The 14512-nt window shown below is 71.9% G+C and carries 17 protein-coding genes and 1 riboswitch; of the genes, 11 read left to right on the forward strand and 6 right to left on the reverse strand.

Annotated features, from left to right (window positions below):
* Positions 1-4 precede the first annotated feature (4 nt).
* The 8 genes from M1P99_RS17995 (at position 5) to M1P99_RS18030 (ending at position 3430) form a co-directional block, all read left to right on the forward strand.
* Complete coding sequence (locus M1P99_RS17995; protein WP_304453762.1) at positions 5-469, forward strand: Asp23/Gls24 family envelope stress response protein; 465 nt, start codon at positions 5-7, stop codon at positions 467-469.
* Positions 470-510: 41 nt separating this feature from the next.
* The gene (locus M1P99_RS18000; protein ID WP_304453763.1) at positions 511-789 is read left to right on the forward strand and encodes a hypothetical protein; all 279 of its coding nucleotides are present in this window, start codon (positions 511-513) and stop codon (positions 787-789) included.
* 43 nt (positions 790-832) lie between these two features.
* Positions 833-1006: a hypothetical protein gene (locus M1P99_RS18005; RefSeq protein ID WP_179822257.1), complete on the forward strand. Its 174-nt coding sequence runs from the start codon at positions 833-835 to the stop codon at positions 1004-1006.
* Between the two features lie 8 nt (positions 1007-1014).
* The gene (locus tag M1P99_RS18010; RefSeq protein WP_304453764.1) at positions 1015-1392 is read left to right on the forward strand and encodes an Asp23/Gls24 family envelope stress response protein; all 378 of its coding nucleotides are present in this window, start codon (positions 1015-1017) and stop codon (positions 1390-1392) included.
* 1 nt (position 1393) lies between these two features.
* A complete protein-coding gene (locus M1P99_RS18015) occupies positions 1394-1999 on the forward strand; it encodes a DUF6286 domain-containing protein (protein WP_304453765.1) in 606 nt (201 codons plus the stop codon).
* Positions 2000-2001: 2 nt separating this feature from the next.
* Positions 2002-2592, forward strand: a complete 591-nt coding sequence (locus M1P99_RS18020) for an alkaline shock response membrane anchor protein AmaP (RefSeq protein ID WP_304453766.1) — start codon at positions 2002-2004, stop codon at positions 2590-2592.
* An 85-nt stretch (positions 2593-2677) separates the two neighbouring features.
* Positions 2678-3082: a VOC family protein gene (locus tag M1P99_RS18025; protein WP_304453767.1), complete on the forward strand. Its 405-nt coding sequence runs from the start codon at positions 2678-2680 to the stop codon at positions 3080-3082.
* Between the two features lie 153 nt (positions 3083-3235).
* Complete coding sequence (locus M1P99_RS18030) at positions 3236-3430, forward strand: hypothetical protein (RefSeq protein WP_304453768.1); 195 nt, start codon at positions 3236-3238, stop codon at positions 3428-3430.
* 96 nt (positions 3431-3526) lie between these two features.
* Here M1P99_RS18030 and M1P99_RS18035 read toward each other — a convergent pair whose 3' ends face one another.
* The 4 genes from M1P99_RS18035 to gcvT form a co-directional block, all read right to left on the reverse strand.
* Entirely contained in the window at positions 3527-4939 is a 1413-nt protein-coding gene (locus tag M1P99_RS18035) for an L-serine ammonia-lyase (protein ID WP_304453769.1), read from the reverse strand.
* Positions 4940-5015: 76 nt separating this feature from the next.
* Positions 5016-6284, reverse strand: a complete 1269-nt coding sequence (gene glyA / locus M1P99_RS18040) for a serine hydroxymethyltransferase (protein WP_304453770.1) — start codon at positions 6282-6284, stop codon at positions 5016-5018.
* Positions 6285-6290: 6 nt separating this feature from the next.
* Positions 6291-6671: a glycine cleavage system protein GcvH gene (gene gcvH / locus M1P99_RS18045; protein WP_304453771.1), complete on the reverse strand. Its 381-nt coding sequence runs from the start codon at positions 6669-6671 to the stop codon at positions 6291-6293.
* Positions 6672-6824: 153 nt separating this feature from the next.
* Complete coding sequence (gene gcvT / locus M1P99_RS18050; protein ID WP_304453772.1) at positions 6825-7940, reverse strand: glycine cleavage system aminomethyltransferase GcvT; 1116 nt, start codon at positions 7938-7940, stop codon at positions 6825-6827.
* Between the two features lie 144 nt (positions 7941-8084).
* Positions 8085-8185: riboswitch (glycine riboswitch) on the reverse strand.
* Between the two features lie 166 nt (positions 8186-8351).
* Here gcvT and blaOXA point away from each other — a divergent pair.
* Positions 8352-9269: a class D beta-lactamase gene (gene blaOXA / locus M1P99_RS18055; protein WP_304453773.1), complete on the forward strand. Its 918-nt coding sequence runs from the start codon at positions 8352-8354 to the stop codon at positions 9267-9269.
* Positions 9270-9391: 122 nt separating this feature from the next.
* Here blaOXA and M1P99_RS18060 read toward each other — a convergent pair whose 3' ends face one another.
* Together M1P99_RS18060 and M1P99_RS18065 are read right to left on the reverse strand one after the other, a co-directional pair.
* Entirely contained in the window at positions 9392-10453 is a 1062-nt protein-coding gene (locus M1P99_RS18060) for a 3-deoxy-7-phosphoheptulonate synthase (protein ID WP_304453774.1), read from the reverse strand.
* Positions 10454-10656: 203 nt separating this feature from the next.
* The gene (locus tag M1P99_RS18065; protein WP_304453775.1) at positions 10657-12372 is read right to left on the reverse strand and encodes an AMP-binding protein; all 1716 of its coding nucleotides are present in this window, start codon (positions 12370-12372) and stop codon (positions 10657-10659) included.
* A 155-nt stretch (positions 12373-12527) separates the two neighbouring features.
* Between M1P99_RS18065 and M1P99_RS18070 the strand changes: the two genes are divergently transcribed.
* Together M1P99_RS18070 and pip are read left to right on the forward strand one after the other, a co-directional pair.
* Positions 12528-13418, forward strand: a complete 891-nt coding sequence (locus tag M1P99_RS18070) for a DUF4429 domain-containing protein (RefSeq protein ID WP_304453776.1) — start codon at positions 12528-12530, stop codon at positions 13416-13418.
* Between the two features lie 126 nt (positions 13419-13544).
* Positions 13545-14501: a prolyl aminopeptidase gene (pip, locus tag M1P99_RS18075; protein WP_304453777.1), complete on the forward strand. Its 957-nt coding sequence runs from the start codon at positions 13545-13547 to the stop codon at positions 14499-14501.
* Positions 14502-14512 lie beyond the last annotated feature (11 nt).

The following is a 14512-nucleotide window of genomic DNA, read 5'->3' on the forward strand; positions in this document are numbered from 1 at the left end:
ACCAGTGTCGGATACGAGGACCGAGGCCGGAGTGCCGGAAGCGCGCACCGGCGGACGCAGGGACACCGCGTCGCACAATGGCGCGGGCCGAACCCAGATCGCCGACGGCGTCGTGGCCAAGATCGCCGGCATGGCGGCCCGCGAGATCGGCGGGGTCTATGCCATGGGCGGCGGGGCGGCCCGCGCGGTCGGTGCCGTCAGAGACGCCATGACCAGGGGGGACACCTCGGTCGCGCGCGGGGTGGCGGTCGAGGTCGGTGAGCGCCAGGCGGCCGTCGACATCGACGTGGTCGTCGAGTACGGCGCCGCCATCCAGGACCTGGCCGCGGCGGTGCGCCGCAACGTCACCTCGGCGGTCGAACGGATGACCGGGCTGGAGGTCACCGAGATCAACATCAAGGTGGACGACATCCACCTGCCCGACGACGACGGCGACGAGGACGCTGCCTCCGAGCCGCGGGTCCAGTAGTGGAGGCCGACGCCCGGGACCCGGGCGAGGTGGCCCGGGGCATGGCGGAGGCCGTCGCCACTTGCCCGGACGTCGTGGCGCTGTCCACGGGAGGGTTCGGAACCCTCCAGACGCCCGTACCCGGCGGGCGGGTGCGCGGGGTCGCGGTCCGGGGCGACCACGTCGAGGTCGGCGTGGTCGTGCGCTTCGGCCGCCCGATCACGGACATCACCGCCGAGATCCGGGCCACCCTGGCACCGATGGCGGTCGGCCGGGCCGTCCACGTCTATGTCGAGGACGTGGTCGCCGGGCTCGGAGGGGGTAGCCGCACGGGCGGCTGAGGGTGACAGGGTGCTGGACACAGCTGGACAAGAGGGGGAAGCCATGTGGCCGATCGTTGGGTTGTCCTACGGGACGGTACTGGGTCTGGCCGGCGCGTTCGGCGGTTTCACGGCCTTCGCGCTGGTCCTGGTCCTCGGACTGGTCGGTTTCGTCGCGGGCCGGGCGATGGAGGGCGAGATCGACCTGGCCGAGATGTTCACGCGGCGATCGGCCTGAGGGGCACAGTGGCCGGAACACGAACCGACGCGGTACCCCGCCAGCGTGTCGAGACGGAGCCGCCGGGATCGGCCGGGCGGCACCGCGAGAGCGGTGCCGCCCGGGACCCGGGCGGCCGGACCGACATCGCCTCGGGCGTGATCGAGAAGGCGGCGGCCCGCGCCGTGCGCGAGGTGGACGGGGCGAGCGCGGTCCGCGCCCGACCCGTCCGCGCCAGGACGAGCGGCCGCGTCGTCCTGCTGCGGCTGCGGATCGCCGTGCGCTACCCCCGGGCCACACGCGAGGTCGCGGCCCGGGTGCGTGAGCACGTCAAGGACCGGGTCGAGTGGACGACCGGCATGACCGTCCACCACATCGACATCGAGATCGCGGAGTTGGTGCGCTGACATGACCACCGTCGAAGAGGTGCTCGGCCGCCCGGACCACGGCATGGAGCGGAAGGCGACACGGGTGGCGGTCCACACCTTCCGTCCCCGCCGGTCGTGGCCCGCGGTGATCACGGGGCTGGCGATCCTGACGGCGGCCGTGGTGTCGGCCGCCGAGGTCATCTCCGCCCTGGCCGGGAGCCCGCTGCGGCTGATCCCCGTCGGACGCGCCGGGGAGTTCGCCGCCACCACGACCTGGTCGCAGCCGTCGGTGCAGATCGCCTCCGCGGCCCTGGCACTGATCGGGCTGGCACTGATCGTCCTGGCCCTCGCTCCGGGCCGGAGCCGGTGGACGGCCCTGCGCACCGGCGATCCGGCACTGGTGGTCGGCCTGACGCGGCCCGCGCTGCGCCGGACGGTGAGCGCGGCGGCCCAGGAGGTCGGCGGCGTCGAGGGCGCGCACGTGGTGGTCCGCGGCCACCGGCTGCGAGTGCACGTCCGCACCGGAATGCGGACGTCGGAAGGGCTGGCCGAGGAGGTGACCGCGGCGGTGGAGCGGCGGCTGGAGGAGTTGGCGCCGCTGCGCAGCATGCGGATCGTCACGCACGTGCGGCACGCGGAGGGTTGACGATGGCGCGGGACAGGAATCGCAGGTCGGCGCGTGGCAACCGGCTCGGTCTGGCGCTGGTGGGAGGTGTGCTCCTGGCGGGCGGGCTGGCCGCGCTCGCGCTGGGGCGGGGGGTGCTCGGCGCGGATCTGGCGGGAGGGGCCCTCCTGGGCTCCGCGGCCATGGAGACGCTCGGCCGGCAGTGGGTCCCCTACGCCGCGGTTGCGCTGTCCTTCGTCGCGGCCTTCCTCGCTCTGCGCTGGCTGCTCGTGCAGGGCATGAACGACACCCTGAGCCGACTGGTCCTGGAACAGGGGTCCGACGGCCGGGTGGAGATCAGCGAGAGCGTGGCGCGCGGCGCCCTGGAGCAGGAGGTCGCCGGGTATCCGGGCGTGCGCCGGGCCCGGGCACGGCTGACCGAGTCCAGCGACGAGCCGCACCTGCGCCTGGCACTGACACTGGAGGACGACGCGGACGTGGCCGGGGTGTGGCGGCGCGTGCGGTCCGAGGCCCTGGCCAACCTGCGCCACGCCCTGGAACGGGACCGGATTCCGGCGGTGGTGCGGATGTCGATGACCGCCCCCGCCAAGAACCCGCGCCGCAGCCTGGCCTGACTCCTGGCGGTGCCGATCGGACCGGCTTGGCAAAGTCGGTGTGGGAGGGCCCTCCGGGAGCGCACCTCGGGGTTACGTTGGCGCCATGACGAGACTGACCTTCATGAACCTGCCCGTGCGCGACATCGGTGCCACGCACGCGTTCTGGGCGTCGCTGGGATTCTCCTTCAACCCCGAGTTCTCGGACGAGAAGGCCCTGTGCATGATCGTGAGCGACGCCTCCTTCGTGATGCTGCTGGAGGATTCCTTCTTCCGGAGCTTCCTGCCCGAGGGGGACTCGATCGCCGCCGCCGGATCGGAGCTGATCACGGCGGTCTCGGTCGGCAGCCGACAGGAGGCCGACACCCTGGCCGAGACGGCGTCGGCCGCCGGGGGACGGGCGGTGTCCACCATGGACGAATCCGGGATGTACTCGCGCATGATCGCCGACCCGGACGGGCACCTGTGGGAGTTCCTGCACATGGACATGGGCGCCGCGGACGCCTCCTGACGGCTCACCGTGCCGGATCAGAGGACTCGCCCCCTCCGACAGCGGCTCTCCACGCGCGTGCATCCCCGCCACGCCAAATGCGGTGACAATGCGGTGCGGCCCGGAGCCCTCGGGTAGTCAGGTACCGGAGTGGTACCGACGAGGGGAGGGCCCGTGCCCGCTGTGAACATCGAGTTCACGGAAGAGGAGATGGAACAGATCCGTCAGGCCGCCGCGGCCGAGGAGACCAGCGTCACGAAGCTGGCGCACGAGAGTGTGCTGTCGAGTCTGCAACAGCACCGCGTCATGGCGATCGCCGCGCGGGTGACCCGGGCCTCCGCGGGCCTGGACGGGCGACGCGCCCCGTAGCGGGTTCGGAACCGGGCACCCGCCTGCCCGTGGGCCAGGCGGTGGAGCATGATCCGGGCCTGTTCGGCAGGGGCGCACGCGGTTCCCCGAGGCGCCTCAGCACTCGATGACGTTGACGGCGAGGCCGCCGCGCGAGGTCTCCTTGTACTTGTCCATCATGTCGCGGCCGGTGTCGCGCATGGTCCGGATGACCTTGTCCAGCGACACGAAGTGGCTGCCGTCGCCGCGCAGCGCGATCCGGGCGGCGCTGATGGCCTTGACCGAGGCCAGCGCGTTGCGCTCGATGCACGGCACCTGCACCAGGCCCCCGATCGGGTCGCAGGTCAGGCCCAGGTTGTGCTCCATCGCGATCTCCGCCGCGTTCTCCACCTGGGCCGGTGTGCCGCCCAGCACTTCGGCCAGGCCCGCGGCGGCCATCGAGGACGCCGAGCCGACCTCGCCCTGGCAGCCCACCTCCGCGCCCGAGATCGACGCGTTCTGCTTGAAGAGCAGGCCGATCGCGGCGGCGGTCAGCATGAACCGCACGACCCCGTCGTCCCCGGCGCCCGGGCTGAAGTGCAGGTAGTAGTGCAGCACCGCCGGGACGATGCCCGCCGCGCCGTTGGTCGGCGCGGTCACCACCCGCCCGCCCGCGGCGTTCTCCTCGTTGACCGCCAGCGCGTACAGGGTGATCCAGTCGCTGCCCCGCATCGGATCGGGGTCGGCGGCCGTGGGCGCCAGGAGCCCCGCGTCGTCGCACGTCCCGCCCAGCTGGCGGTACAGCCGGTGCGCGCGGCGCGGCACCTTGAGCCCGCCGGGCAGGCTGCCCTCGGTCATGACCCCGCGGCGCACGCACTGGCGCATCGCGGTCCAGATGGTGAGCAGCTCCGCGTGGATCTCGTCGGCCGTCCGGCCGAAGGCCTGCTCGTTGGCGAGCATGACGGCGCTGATCGACATCCCCGTGTCCGCGCAGATCGACAGCAGCTCCTCGGCGCTGTTGAAGGGGTGGGGGACCTCGGTGTCGTCGGCCTTGATCCGGTCGGCGCCCGCGGCCCGCTCGTCCACGACGAACCCGCCGCCGACGGAGTAGTACACCTTGGCCGCCAGCTCCACGCCGGCGGCGTCCAGCGCCACGAAGCGCATGCCGTTGGGGTGGTCGGGCAGGCTCTCCTTGCGGCGGAAGTCCACGTCCACGGCCGGGTCGAAGGCCACCTTCGGGCCCTGGGGCCCGCCCAGTTCCAGGGCGCGCTCCTCGCGCACCCGCCCGACCAGGCCGGGGACCGCGTCCACGTCCACGTGCTCGGGCGTGTGTCCCATCAGTCCCAGGATGACCGCGGTGTCGCTGCCGTGGCCCTTGCCGGTGAGCGCCAGCGAACCGTACAGTTCGGCGCGCACGTGCGCCGTGGCGTCCAGGACTCCGTCCTCGCTCAGGCGCCCCGCGAAGGTCCGCGCGGCCTTCATCGGGCCGACCGTGTGCGAACTCGACGGTCCGATACCGATCTTGAACAGGTCGAACACGCTGATGGCCATGGCTGTCCTCCTCGTTGAGTACAGGGCCCTGGTACAGAACTGCCGTGCGGGGCACGGGGCCCCGCACGGCAGGGCTCTACAGGTTGGGGTAGAGCGGGTGCTTCGCGGCCAGGGCCCGCACGCGGGCGCTCAGCGCCTGGGCGTCGAAGTCCGGCTTGAGGGCCTCGGCGATGATGTCGGAGACCTCGGTGAAGTCCTCCTCGCCGAAGCCGCGGGTGGCCAGGGCCGGGGTGCCGATGCGCAGCCCCGAGGTCACCATCGGCGGGCGCGGGTCGTTGGGCACCGCGTTGCGGTTGACCGTGATCCCGACCGAGTGCAGGCGGTCCTCGGCCTCCTGGCCGTTGAGCGGGGAGTCCACCAGGTCCACCAGGACCAGGTGCACGTCCGTGCCGCCCGTGAGCACCTTCACACCGGCCTCGGTCATGTCCGGGCGGGTCAGGCGCTCGGCCAGGAGCTTGGCGCCGGCCACGGTGCGGCGCTGGCGCTCGGCGAAGGCCTCGCTCGCGGCGATCTTGAACGCGACCGCCTTGGCGGCGATGACGTGCTCCAGGGGGCCGCCCTGCATGCCGGGGAAGACGGCGGAGTTGATCTTCTTGCCCAGGGCGGCCGTGGACAGGATCATGCCGCCGCGCGGGCCGCCCAGGGTCTTGTGCGTGGTGGTGGTGACCACGTCGGCGAACGGCACCGGGTTGGGGTGCAGCCCGGCCGCGACCAGGCCCGCGAAGTGGGCCATGTCGACCATGAGCAGGGCGCCGGTCTCGTCGGCGATCTGGCGGAAGCGCTCGAAGTCGAGCCGGCGCGGGTAGGCGGACCAGCCCGCGACGATCATCTTGGGCTGGTGCTCCTTGGCCAGGGCGGCGACCTCGTCGTAGTCGACGGTGCCGTCGTGCTCGCGTACGTGGTAGGCCACGGCGTTGAGGATCTTGCCGGAGTAGTTGATGCGCATGCCGTGGGTGAGGTGGCCGCCGTGGGCCAGGTCCAGGCCCAGGATCGTGTCGCCGGGCTTGAGCAGCGCGAAGTACACGGCGGTGTTGGCCTGGGCGCCCGAGTGCGGCTGGACGTTGGCGTGCTCGGCTCCGAACAGCGCCTTGGCGCGGTCGATGGCCAGCTGTTCGACGACGTCGACGTGTTCGCAGCCGCCGTAGTAGCGGCGGCCGGGGTAGCCCTCGGCGTACTTGTTGGTCAGGACGGTGCCCTGTGCTTCGAGAACGGCCTGGGGGGCGAAGTTCTCCGAGGCGATCATTTCCAGGGTGTCGCGCTGGCGTGCCAGTTCGGCGTCCACCGCGGCCGACACCTCGGGGTCCAGTTCGCTCAGTGCCTGGTCGAGCGTGTTGTCGTTAGCCATCTCGGCCTACTCCTCGCCTTCGGTCAGCTTGGTGTACTCCTCGGCGGAGAGCAGTCCCGAGGGCTCCTCGGAGAGCCGGGCCCGGAAGAGCCACCCGTCCTCGAAGGGGGCGGTGTTGATGGTCTCCGGCGCGTCCTCCAGTGCGCCGTTGACCTCGATCACCTCGCCGGAGACCGGCGAGTAGACGTCGCTGACGGACTTGGTGGACTCGACTTCGCCGCACGCCTGGCCCGCGGTCACCTCGGTGCCCGACTCGGGCAGCTCGACGTAGACGATGTCGCCGAGGGACTCGGCGGCGAACGCGGTGATCCCGACCGTGGCGATCCCGTCCTTCACCACGACCCACTCGTGTTTGGCGGTGTAACCCAGCTCCGTGGGAACGCTCACTTCAACTCTCCTTGGAGGTGTTCCATTTCCTGCCGCGCGCCCTCGGGCGGCCCGGCCCGGCCTACGCCTGGTGCCGCCTCGTCCGTGCAGGTCCCTGTGCGGGGATCCCACCGGGCGGGGCGGGCAGGCCTTCGGGGTGTGAAGGCCCCAGTCCTACGGCTGCCGCTGGTAGAACGGCAGCTCGACCACGTCGACGGCCTCGCCCCGGCCCCGCACGTCCACGGTGAACGTGCCGGTCGCGGTGTCGAGGTCGCCGTCCACGTAGGCCATGGCGATGGGGCGGCCCAGGGTCGGGGAGGGCGCGCCGCTGGTGATGGTGCCGACGGTGACGCCGTCGCGCTGGACCTCCTGGCCCCTGCGCAGCGGGCGCCGGCCCTGGGCGACCAGGCCGATGAGGCGCCGTGCGCGCGCGGTGCGCGAGGCCTTCTCCAGCGCGGCGCGGCCGACGAAGTCACCGTCCTTGTCGAACTTCACCACGCGGCCCAGACCGGCGTCGAAGGGGGTGAGTTCGGCGGTGAGCTCCTGGCCGTACAGCGGCATGCCGGCCTCCATGCGGAGGGTGTCGCGGGCCGAGAGCCCGGCGGGCACGAGCCCGTGGTCGGCGCCGGCCGCCATGAGCGCCTCCCAGACCCGGGGAGCGTCGGCGGCGGGGCGGACGAAGATCTCGAAGCCGTCCTCGCCGGTGTAGCCGGTGCGGGCGAGCAGGACGGGCTGTCCGGCGACGGTGTGCTCGTAGCCGGCGTAGTAGCGGATGGAGTCGAGGTCGGCGTCGGTGAGCGGCGCGAGGATCTCGACGGCGCGCGGCCCCTGGATCGCGATGAGGGCGTGGTCGGCGGACTCGTCGCTCACCTGGACGTCGAAGCCCTCGGCCCGCTCGGCGAGCGCGGCGGACACGACGGGCGCGTTGGCGGCGTTGGCGACGACCAGGTACTCCTGCTCGCCGAGCCGGTAGACGATGAGGTCGTCCAGGACGCCGCCGTCGGCGTCGGTGATCATGGTGTAGCGGGCGCGGCCGACCTTGACCTTGGACAGGTGGCCGACCAGCGCGTAGTCGAGGGCTGCGGCGGCCTGGGGTCCGCTCAGGCGGATCTCGCCCATGTGGGAGAGGTCGAAGAGGCCGGCGGCCTCGCGGACCGCCTTGTGCTCGGCGGTCTCGCTGCCGTAGCGCAGCGGCATGAGCCACCCGGCGAAGTCGACCAGGGTGGCCCCGGCCTTCTCGTGGATCTCGCGCAGTGCGGTGGCACGCGGAACTGAGGCGGGCTCTGACATGGGCACTCCCGAGAGGATGGGCGTCGTGACGTGCGTGGCGTTGCCATCCTCCCCCTCTGTCATCGGTGCCTGAGAGCTTCACCGCGCGCCCGGCGTGGCTTGCACCTTCGGCGAGGGACGTCGGTCCCTGCTTTCCAGAGTGGTCTCGCCCGTACGGTCCGTGTGCCTGAGAGGTTGTCTGTGGGGAGGGATTGCTCCTTCGGCGGTCCGTGTTGGCTACGCGGACGCTCTCCCGTACGGGGTCAGCAACACGTTCAGCCTAGCAGCGGGCACAGTCGGCCCCCAAGGCTGCCCGACGCGTGTGCGAGGACACGATCGCGGGAGGCCGCCCCACGGCGTGATCGGAGGGACTAGCGTGTGGGCGGTACAGGGCCCGGCGGGGGCCCTACGCGAAGACACGGAGGGACTGGCGTGGGTACCGACATCGACCGTGCGGGCCGACCGGTGGGTCGTCGGAGCCGACTCGTGGTGACCGCGGGCTGTGCTCTGGCGCTGACGGTCGCCGCCGTGTCCGCGTGCGCCGGGGAGCAGGAGCCGGAGCCGCGGCCGGAGCAGTACTCGGGCAGTGTGCGGGGGGACGTGACCACCGTCGAGCGGGACGACCTGGAATCCCGGTTCGCCGACGCGGGGCTGGAGGGCACCTTCGTGCTCTACGACGCGGACTCGCGGGTGTCCACCGTGGTCGACGTCGAGCAGGCGGCCGTGCGCCAGGTCCCGGCGTCGACGTTCAAGATCCCCAACACGCTGATCGGGCTGCAGACCGGTGCCGTGGCCGACGTGGACGAGGTGCTGCCCTACGGGGGCGAGCCGCAGCCGGTGGAGGAGTGGGAGCGGGACATGGGTCTGCGCGACGCCTTCCCCGTCTCGAACGTCCCCGTCTACCAGGAGCTGGCCCGGCGCGTCGGGCACGAGCCGATGGCGGCGTGGGTGGACCGCCTGGACTACGGCAACCGCGAGATCGGCGGCGCCGACGCTGTCGACCGGTTCTGGCTGGAGGGCCCGCTGGAGATCTCGGCGCAGGAGCAGACCGAGTTCCTGTCCCTGCTGGCCCGCAAGGAACTGCCGGTGGACACCGCCCACCAGGAGGCGTTGCACGAGATCGCCCTGGTGGAGGAGACGCGGGACTACCGCCTGTACGCCAAGAGCGGGTGGGGCGCCGACGCCGACCCCGCGCCCGGCTGGTGGGTCGGCTGGGTCCAGAGCGGCTCCGACCTGCACACCTTCGCGCTGCGGGTGGAGATCGAGGAGGACGCCGACGCCGAACTGCGCGAGCCCCTCGCCCGCGACCTGCTGGCGGAGCTGGAGGTCCTGCCGCCCGAAGCTGCCTGAACCGGGCGGCGCCCCGGGCGACATCGTGCTCGGACGCGGCGCGGCGGCGGACCCCGGCACACGGAGCGGCCGGGCCCCCGAGGGGTACCCGGCCGCTCCGGCGGTTCGCGGTGCGGTGCCGGTCAGGCGGTGGTCTTGCGGCGTCGGCGCACGGCCTCGGCCAGCTCGGACAGCACGTGCTCGGTGGTCTCCCAGCCCATGCACTTGTCGGTGATGGACTGGCCGTAGGTGAGCGCGGACGGGTCGCCGAGCTTCTGGGCGCCCTCGACGATGAAGCTCTCCAGCATCACGCCGATGATGCCCTTCTGGCCCTCGGCGACCTGGGCCGCGATGGCCGCGGCCACACCCGGCTGGCGGGTGTGGTCCTTGCCGCTGTTGGCGTGGCTGGCGTCGATCATCAGGCGGCGCGGCAGCCCCGAGTTCTCGATGACGTCGAGGGCGTCCCCGACCGGACCGGCCTCGTAGTTGGGGCCGCTGCGGCCGCCGCGCAGGATCACGTGGCAGTCGGGGTTGCCGTCGGTGACGACCACCGAGCCGGCGCCGTGCGGGTCCACGCCGAAGAACGTGTGGGACGCGGCGGCCGCGCCGACCGCGTCCACGGCGACCTGTACGTCGCCGTCGGTGCCGTTCTTGAAGCCGACCGGGGTGCTCAGGCCGCTGCTGAGCTGGCGGTGCACCTGGCTCTCCGTGGTGCGCGCGCCGATCGCGCCCCAGGAGACGACGTCGGCGATGTACTGCGGGGTGATGGGGTCGAGGAACTCGGTCCCGGCGGGCAGGCCCAGGGAGTTGATGTCGAGCAGCAGCTTGCGGGCGGTGCGCAGGCCGCGGTGCACGTCGTAGGTGTCGTCCAGGCCGGGGTCGTTGATCAGGCCCTTCCACCCCACCGTGGTGCGCGGCTTCTCGAAGTACACGCGCATGACCACGCACAGGTCGTCGTTCAGGGACGGCACGAGGGCCTTGAGCCGCTCGGCGTAGTCCATGGCCGACTCGGTGTCGTGCACGGAGCAGGGGCCGACGACGACGAGCAGGCGGTCGTCCTCGCCGTTGAGGACCCGCGTCACCTCGGCGCGGGAGTCCTCCACCAGAGCGCTGCGTTCGGGACCCAGAGGTAGCTCGGCCAGCAGGTCCTCGGGGGCGATGAGCGGCTGGTAACTGGCCACCCTGGTGTCGTTGGTGCTGGGCATGGTCTTCCCCTAGATCCGTCCGGTCTGGCCAGCAGTGGCCACGAAAAACAGTAGCGCGGCCGGGCGGGGCGACATAGTGCCGCAGAAGAATCGGCACGGGTCCACACGATGGGAAACACCACACCGGGATTATCCCGGCGCATAGTCTCATAATGCGAGACGCATTTCCGTGGTCATTCCGGAGCGGGTGCGGGCCGCCGGGATCAGTCCGTCAGCCCGGGGAGGTCCTCCTCCCAGTACTCGCGCGGGTGGCGCGCTCCATCGGTGACCGCGCCCCGTTCGGCCTCGGCCCGGCGCAGTTGCACACGGCGGATCTTACCCGAGACCGTCTTGGGCAGGTCCGCGAACTCCAGGCGTCTGACGCGCTTGTAGGGCGAGAGGCGTTCGCGGGCGTGGGAGAGGATCGCGCGCGCGGTGGCGGCGTCGGGCGCCACCCCGTCGGCGAGGGCGACGTAGGCCTTGGCGACCGACAGTCGCAGCGGGTCCGGCGAGGGGACCACCGCTGCCTCGGCGACATATTCGTGTTCGACGAGGACGCTTTCGAGTTCGAATGGTGAGATGCGGTAATCGGAGGCTTTGAAGACGTCATCGGTGCGGCCGATATAGCGCATGTTCCCGGTGGAATCCCGGCCGGCGATGTCACCGGTGAGGTACAGGTGTCGGCGGACCCTTCCGCCGGCGTCGTCGGAGTCGGCGTAGCCCCGCATCACGCCGACGGGTTCGTCGGTCATGTCCACGCCGATCTGCCCGGTGTCGGCGGGCTCCCCGGTGACCGGATCCACGATGACGATGTCGTAGCCGGGCAGTGGACGGCCCACGGAGCCAGGCACCACGGGCCGCCCGGGACCGTTGCCGACGAGCATGGTGGTCTCGGTCTGCCCGAAGCCGTCGCGGACGGTGATGCCCCAGGCCTCGCGGACCCGGTCCACGACCTCGGCGTTGAGCGGCTCGCCCGCGGCCAGGGCCTCGCGCAGCCCCACCCGCCACGACGCCAGGTCGGTCTGCAGGAGCATCCGCCACACCGTGGGCGGCGCGCACAGGGTGTCGACGCCCCGGCGCACCACCTCGTCGAGCAGCCGTTCGGGGTCGAAGCGGGCCTGGTCCAGAGCCAGCACCGTCGCCTCGGCGTTCCAGGGGGCGAACACGCTGCTGTAGGCGTGCTTGGCCCATCCGGGCTGGGACACGTTCAGGTGGATGTCGCCTGGGCGCACACCGAGCCAGTACATGGTCGACAGGTGGCCGACGGGATAGGAGCTCTGGGTGTGGGTGACCATCTTGGGGCGGGCGGTGGTCCCCGACGTGAAGTACAGCAGCAGGGGGTCGTCCGGCGTGGTGGCGTGGGGCTGGGCGAAGTCCAGTCCGGCGTGTTCGGAGTCGGCGTAGTTGAGCCAGCCTTCCATGTACCCGGCGCAGATGCGCGTCCAGTGGCCGCGCAGGTCGGCGAACTTCCCGGTCTCCTCGACGCCGCAGACCACGTGCTGGACGTCGCCGCGTTCCAGGCGGTCCACCAGGTCGCCCTCGGACAGGATCGGCGCGGTGGGGGCGACCACGGCGCCGAGCTTGATGGCGGCCAGCATGGTCTCCCACAGCTCCACCTGGTTGCCCAGCATCAGCATGATCCGGTCGCCGGGGTGCACGCCCTGCCCGATCAGCCAGTTCGCCACCTGGTTGGAGCGCTCGGACAGGTGGCGGTAGGTGTACTTGGTGTCCGTGCCGTCCTCGGTGACGACCCAGAGGGCGGTCCGGTCCGGGCGTGTCCGCGCGACGGCGTCGAAGTGGTCCAGGGCCCAGTTGAAATGCTCCGACCGGGGCCAGGTGAACTCTCGGTGCGCCTTCTCCTGGTCCGTGCGGTGCTCCAGGAGCAGATCCCGCGCGGCCCGGAACTCCGCCGCACCCGCGGCGGCCTTCTCTTTCGACATCGCTGGCGACCTCCGCTTCGGGACGGCACGGCGACCGCACCGTCCACGGGTCCGCCCTGGTGGGGCGGGTGGGGTGTGCTCTGCGAGTCCTACCCGCGCGGGGCGGCTCCGACGCTTCCACCCCCGAGGGCCGCGCGGCTCTAGGATTGGACGCTATGGAGGAACTGCGCGGACACCACGGGACCTGGCGGCTCGACGACGAGACGGTGCGCATCCGTTTCGATTCCGGCCGCAAGGTGCCGACGCTGTTCAAGTCACTGGGCAGCTGCGCGGTTCCGCTGGCGGCCGTCACCGACGTCGAGTTCGACCAGGGCGACCGAAAGCGCGGTTGGCGCCTGCGGGTGCGGCTGGCCGACGGTACCGACCCCTATGCGCAGTTGGGCGGCCCCGGCAGCGAGGCGCCGACACCGCTGGTGCTGACCGGCCCGCACGACAGGGAACTCCTCGCCGAGTACTTCTCCGACCAACTCGCCTCGGCGTCCCGGTACGCCCGCGAGCTGGCGGACCGCCCCCCGGACTCGGTCGAGGTCGCCCGGGGGCTGGTCGCCCGGCCGCCCGTGCAGGTGCGCACGGCCGAGGGCTCGGCCTCCTTCGACGGCACGCGTGTGCGGCTGCAGTGGGACGGTTGGCTCTCCAGCACCGCCAAGGAGCGGGAGAAGTCGCGTGAGTACCGGCTGTCGGAGATCGAGTCGGCCACCTGGTACCCGCCGGTGGACGTCACGGAGGGGTACCTGCGCATCGTGCTGCGCGGCGTGACGATCCCCGAGGCGACGGAGCTGGAGAACGACTTCTTCACCCTGGCCTCCCACGGCACGAAGGGCAGTGAGGAGACGCTGCTGATGGCGGCGACCCTGAACGCCTACACCGCGCCCGCCGACGCGGCCGCGGAGGAGACCGCCCCGGCGCTGTCCGCGGCCCCCGGCGTCAGCGCGGAGGAGGAGTCCGTCTTCGCCAAGATCCGCGAGCTGGGACGCCTGCACGCCGAGGGCCTGCTCACCGACGAGGAGTTCAGCGCCAAGAAGGCCGAACTCCTGGACCGCCTCTGACCCGGATCGGCTCCCGAACCGCTTCCGCCGGTCCCGACCGGGGGCCGGCGGCCCCGTCCGCTCCGGTCACCCCGGGACGAGGCCCCTGGAGACACCCGGGGCCGACGCGACACGAAAGGCACGGCTGTGCGCACCCTGTATCCGCCCATCGACCCCTACGACTCGGGCATGCTCGACGTCGGCGACGGACACCGCGTGTACTGGGAGCTGTGCGGCAACCCCGCGGGCAAGCCCGCGGTGTTCCTGCACGGCGGTCCCGGCGGCGGCTGCACCCCCGACCACCGCCGGCTGTTCGACCCGGAGAAGTACCGCGTCCTGCTGTTCGACCAGCGCAACTGCGGCCGCTCGACGCCGCACGCCAGTGAGATGGACTCCGACCTGTCCACGAACACCACGTGGTCGCTGGTGGAGGACATGGAGCGGCTCCGGGAGATGATCGGCGCCTCGACCTGGCAGGTCTTCGGCGGATCCTGGGGCAGCTGCCTGGCCCTGGCCTACGCCCAGACGCACCCGGACCGGGTCAGCGAACTGATCGTGCGCGGGATCTTCACCCTGCGCGACGAGGAGCTGCGCTGGTTCTACCAGGAGGGCGCCTCGATGCTCTTCCCGGACCTGTGGGAGTCCTACCTGGAGCCCATCCCCGAGGAGGAGCGCGGCGACCTCATCGCCGCCTACGCGCGGCGCCTGAACGACCCCGACCGTGCGGTCCGCCTGGCCGCGGCCCGCGCGTGGAGCGTGTGGGAGGGCTCGACGGTGACGCTGCTGCCCAACCCGGAGCTGCGCGCCCACCACGCGGACGAGGACTACGCGCTGGCGTTCGCGCGGATCGAGAACCACTACTTCACGAACAAGGGCTTCCTCACCCCGAACCAGCTCATCGACGGGGCCGAGAAGATCCGGCACATCCCCGGGGTGATCGTGCAGGGCCGCTACGACACGTGCACGCCGGTGCGTACCTCCTATGACCTGCACAAGGCGTGGCCGGAGGCGGAGTACCACATCATCGACGACGCGGGCCACGCGTTCAGCGAGCCCGGCATCCTCGACCGGCTCGTCGAGGCCACCGACCGCTTCGCGAAGTGACCGCACCCGGG

Source organism: Nocardiopsis sp. YSL2 (genome assembly GCF_030555055.1).
Lineage (GTDB): Bacteria > Actinomycetota > Actinomycetes > Streptosporangiales > Streptosporangiaceae > Nocardiopsis.

Coding starts and splice junctions, on each gene's coding strand:
- M1P99_RS18025 (WP_304453767.1), top strand. CDS start 2,678: ATGACGAGACTGACCTTCATGAACCTGCCCGTGCGCGACATCGGTGCC.
- gcvT (WP_304453772.1), bottom strand. CDS start 7,940: ATGTCAGAGCCCGCCTCAGTTCCGCGTGCCACCGCACTGCGCGAGATC.
- M1P99_RS18070 (WP_304453776.1), top strand. CDS start 12,528: ATGGAGGAACTGCGCGGACACCACGGGACCTGGCGGCTCGACGACGAG.
- M1P99_RS18060 (WP_304453774.1), bottom strand. CDS start 10,453: ATGCCCAGCACCAACGACACCAGGGTGGCCAGTTACCAGCCGCTCATC.
- M1P99_RS18015 (WP_304453765.1), top strand. CDS start 1,394: ATGACCACCGTCGAAGAGGTGCTCGGCCGCCCGGACCACGGCATGGAG.
- M1P99_RS18000 (WP_304453763.1), top strand. CDS start 511: ATGGCGGAGGCCGTCGCCACTTGCCCGGACGTCGTGGCGCTGTCCACG.
- M1P99_RS18065 (WP_304453775.1), bottom strand. CDS start 12,372: ATGTCGAAAGAGAAGGCCGCCGCGGGTGCGGCGGAGTTCCGGGCCGCG.
- M1P99_RS18020 (WP_304453766.1), top strand. CDS start 2,002: ATGGCGCGGGACAGGAATCGCAGGTCGGCGCGTGGCAACCGGCTCGGT.
- M1P99_RS18005 (WP_179822257.1), top strand. CDS start 833: ATGTGGCCGATCGTTGGGTTGTCCTACGGGACGGTACTGGGTCTGGCC.
- M1P99_RS18035 (WP_304453769.1), bottom strand. CDS start 4,939: ATGGCCATCAGCGTGTTCGACCTGTTCAAGATCGGTATCGGACCGTCG.
- glyA (WP_304453770.1), bottom strand. CDS start 6,284: ATGGCTAACGACAACACGCTCGACCAGGCACTGAGCGAACTGGACCCC.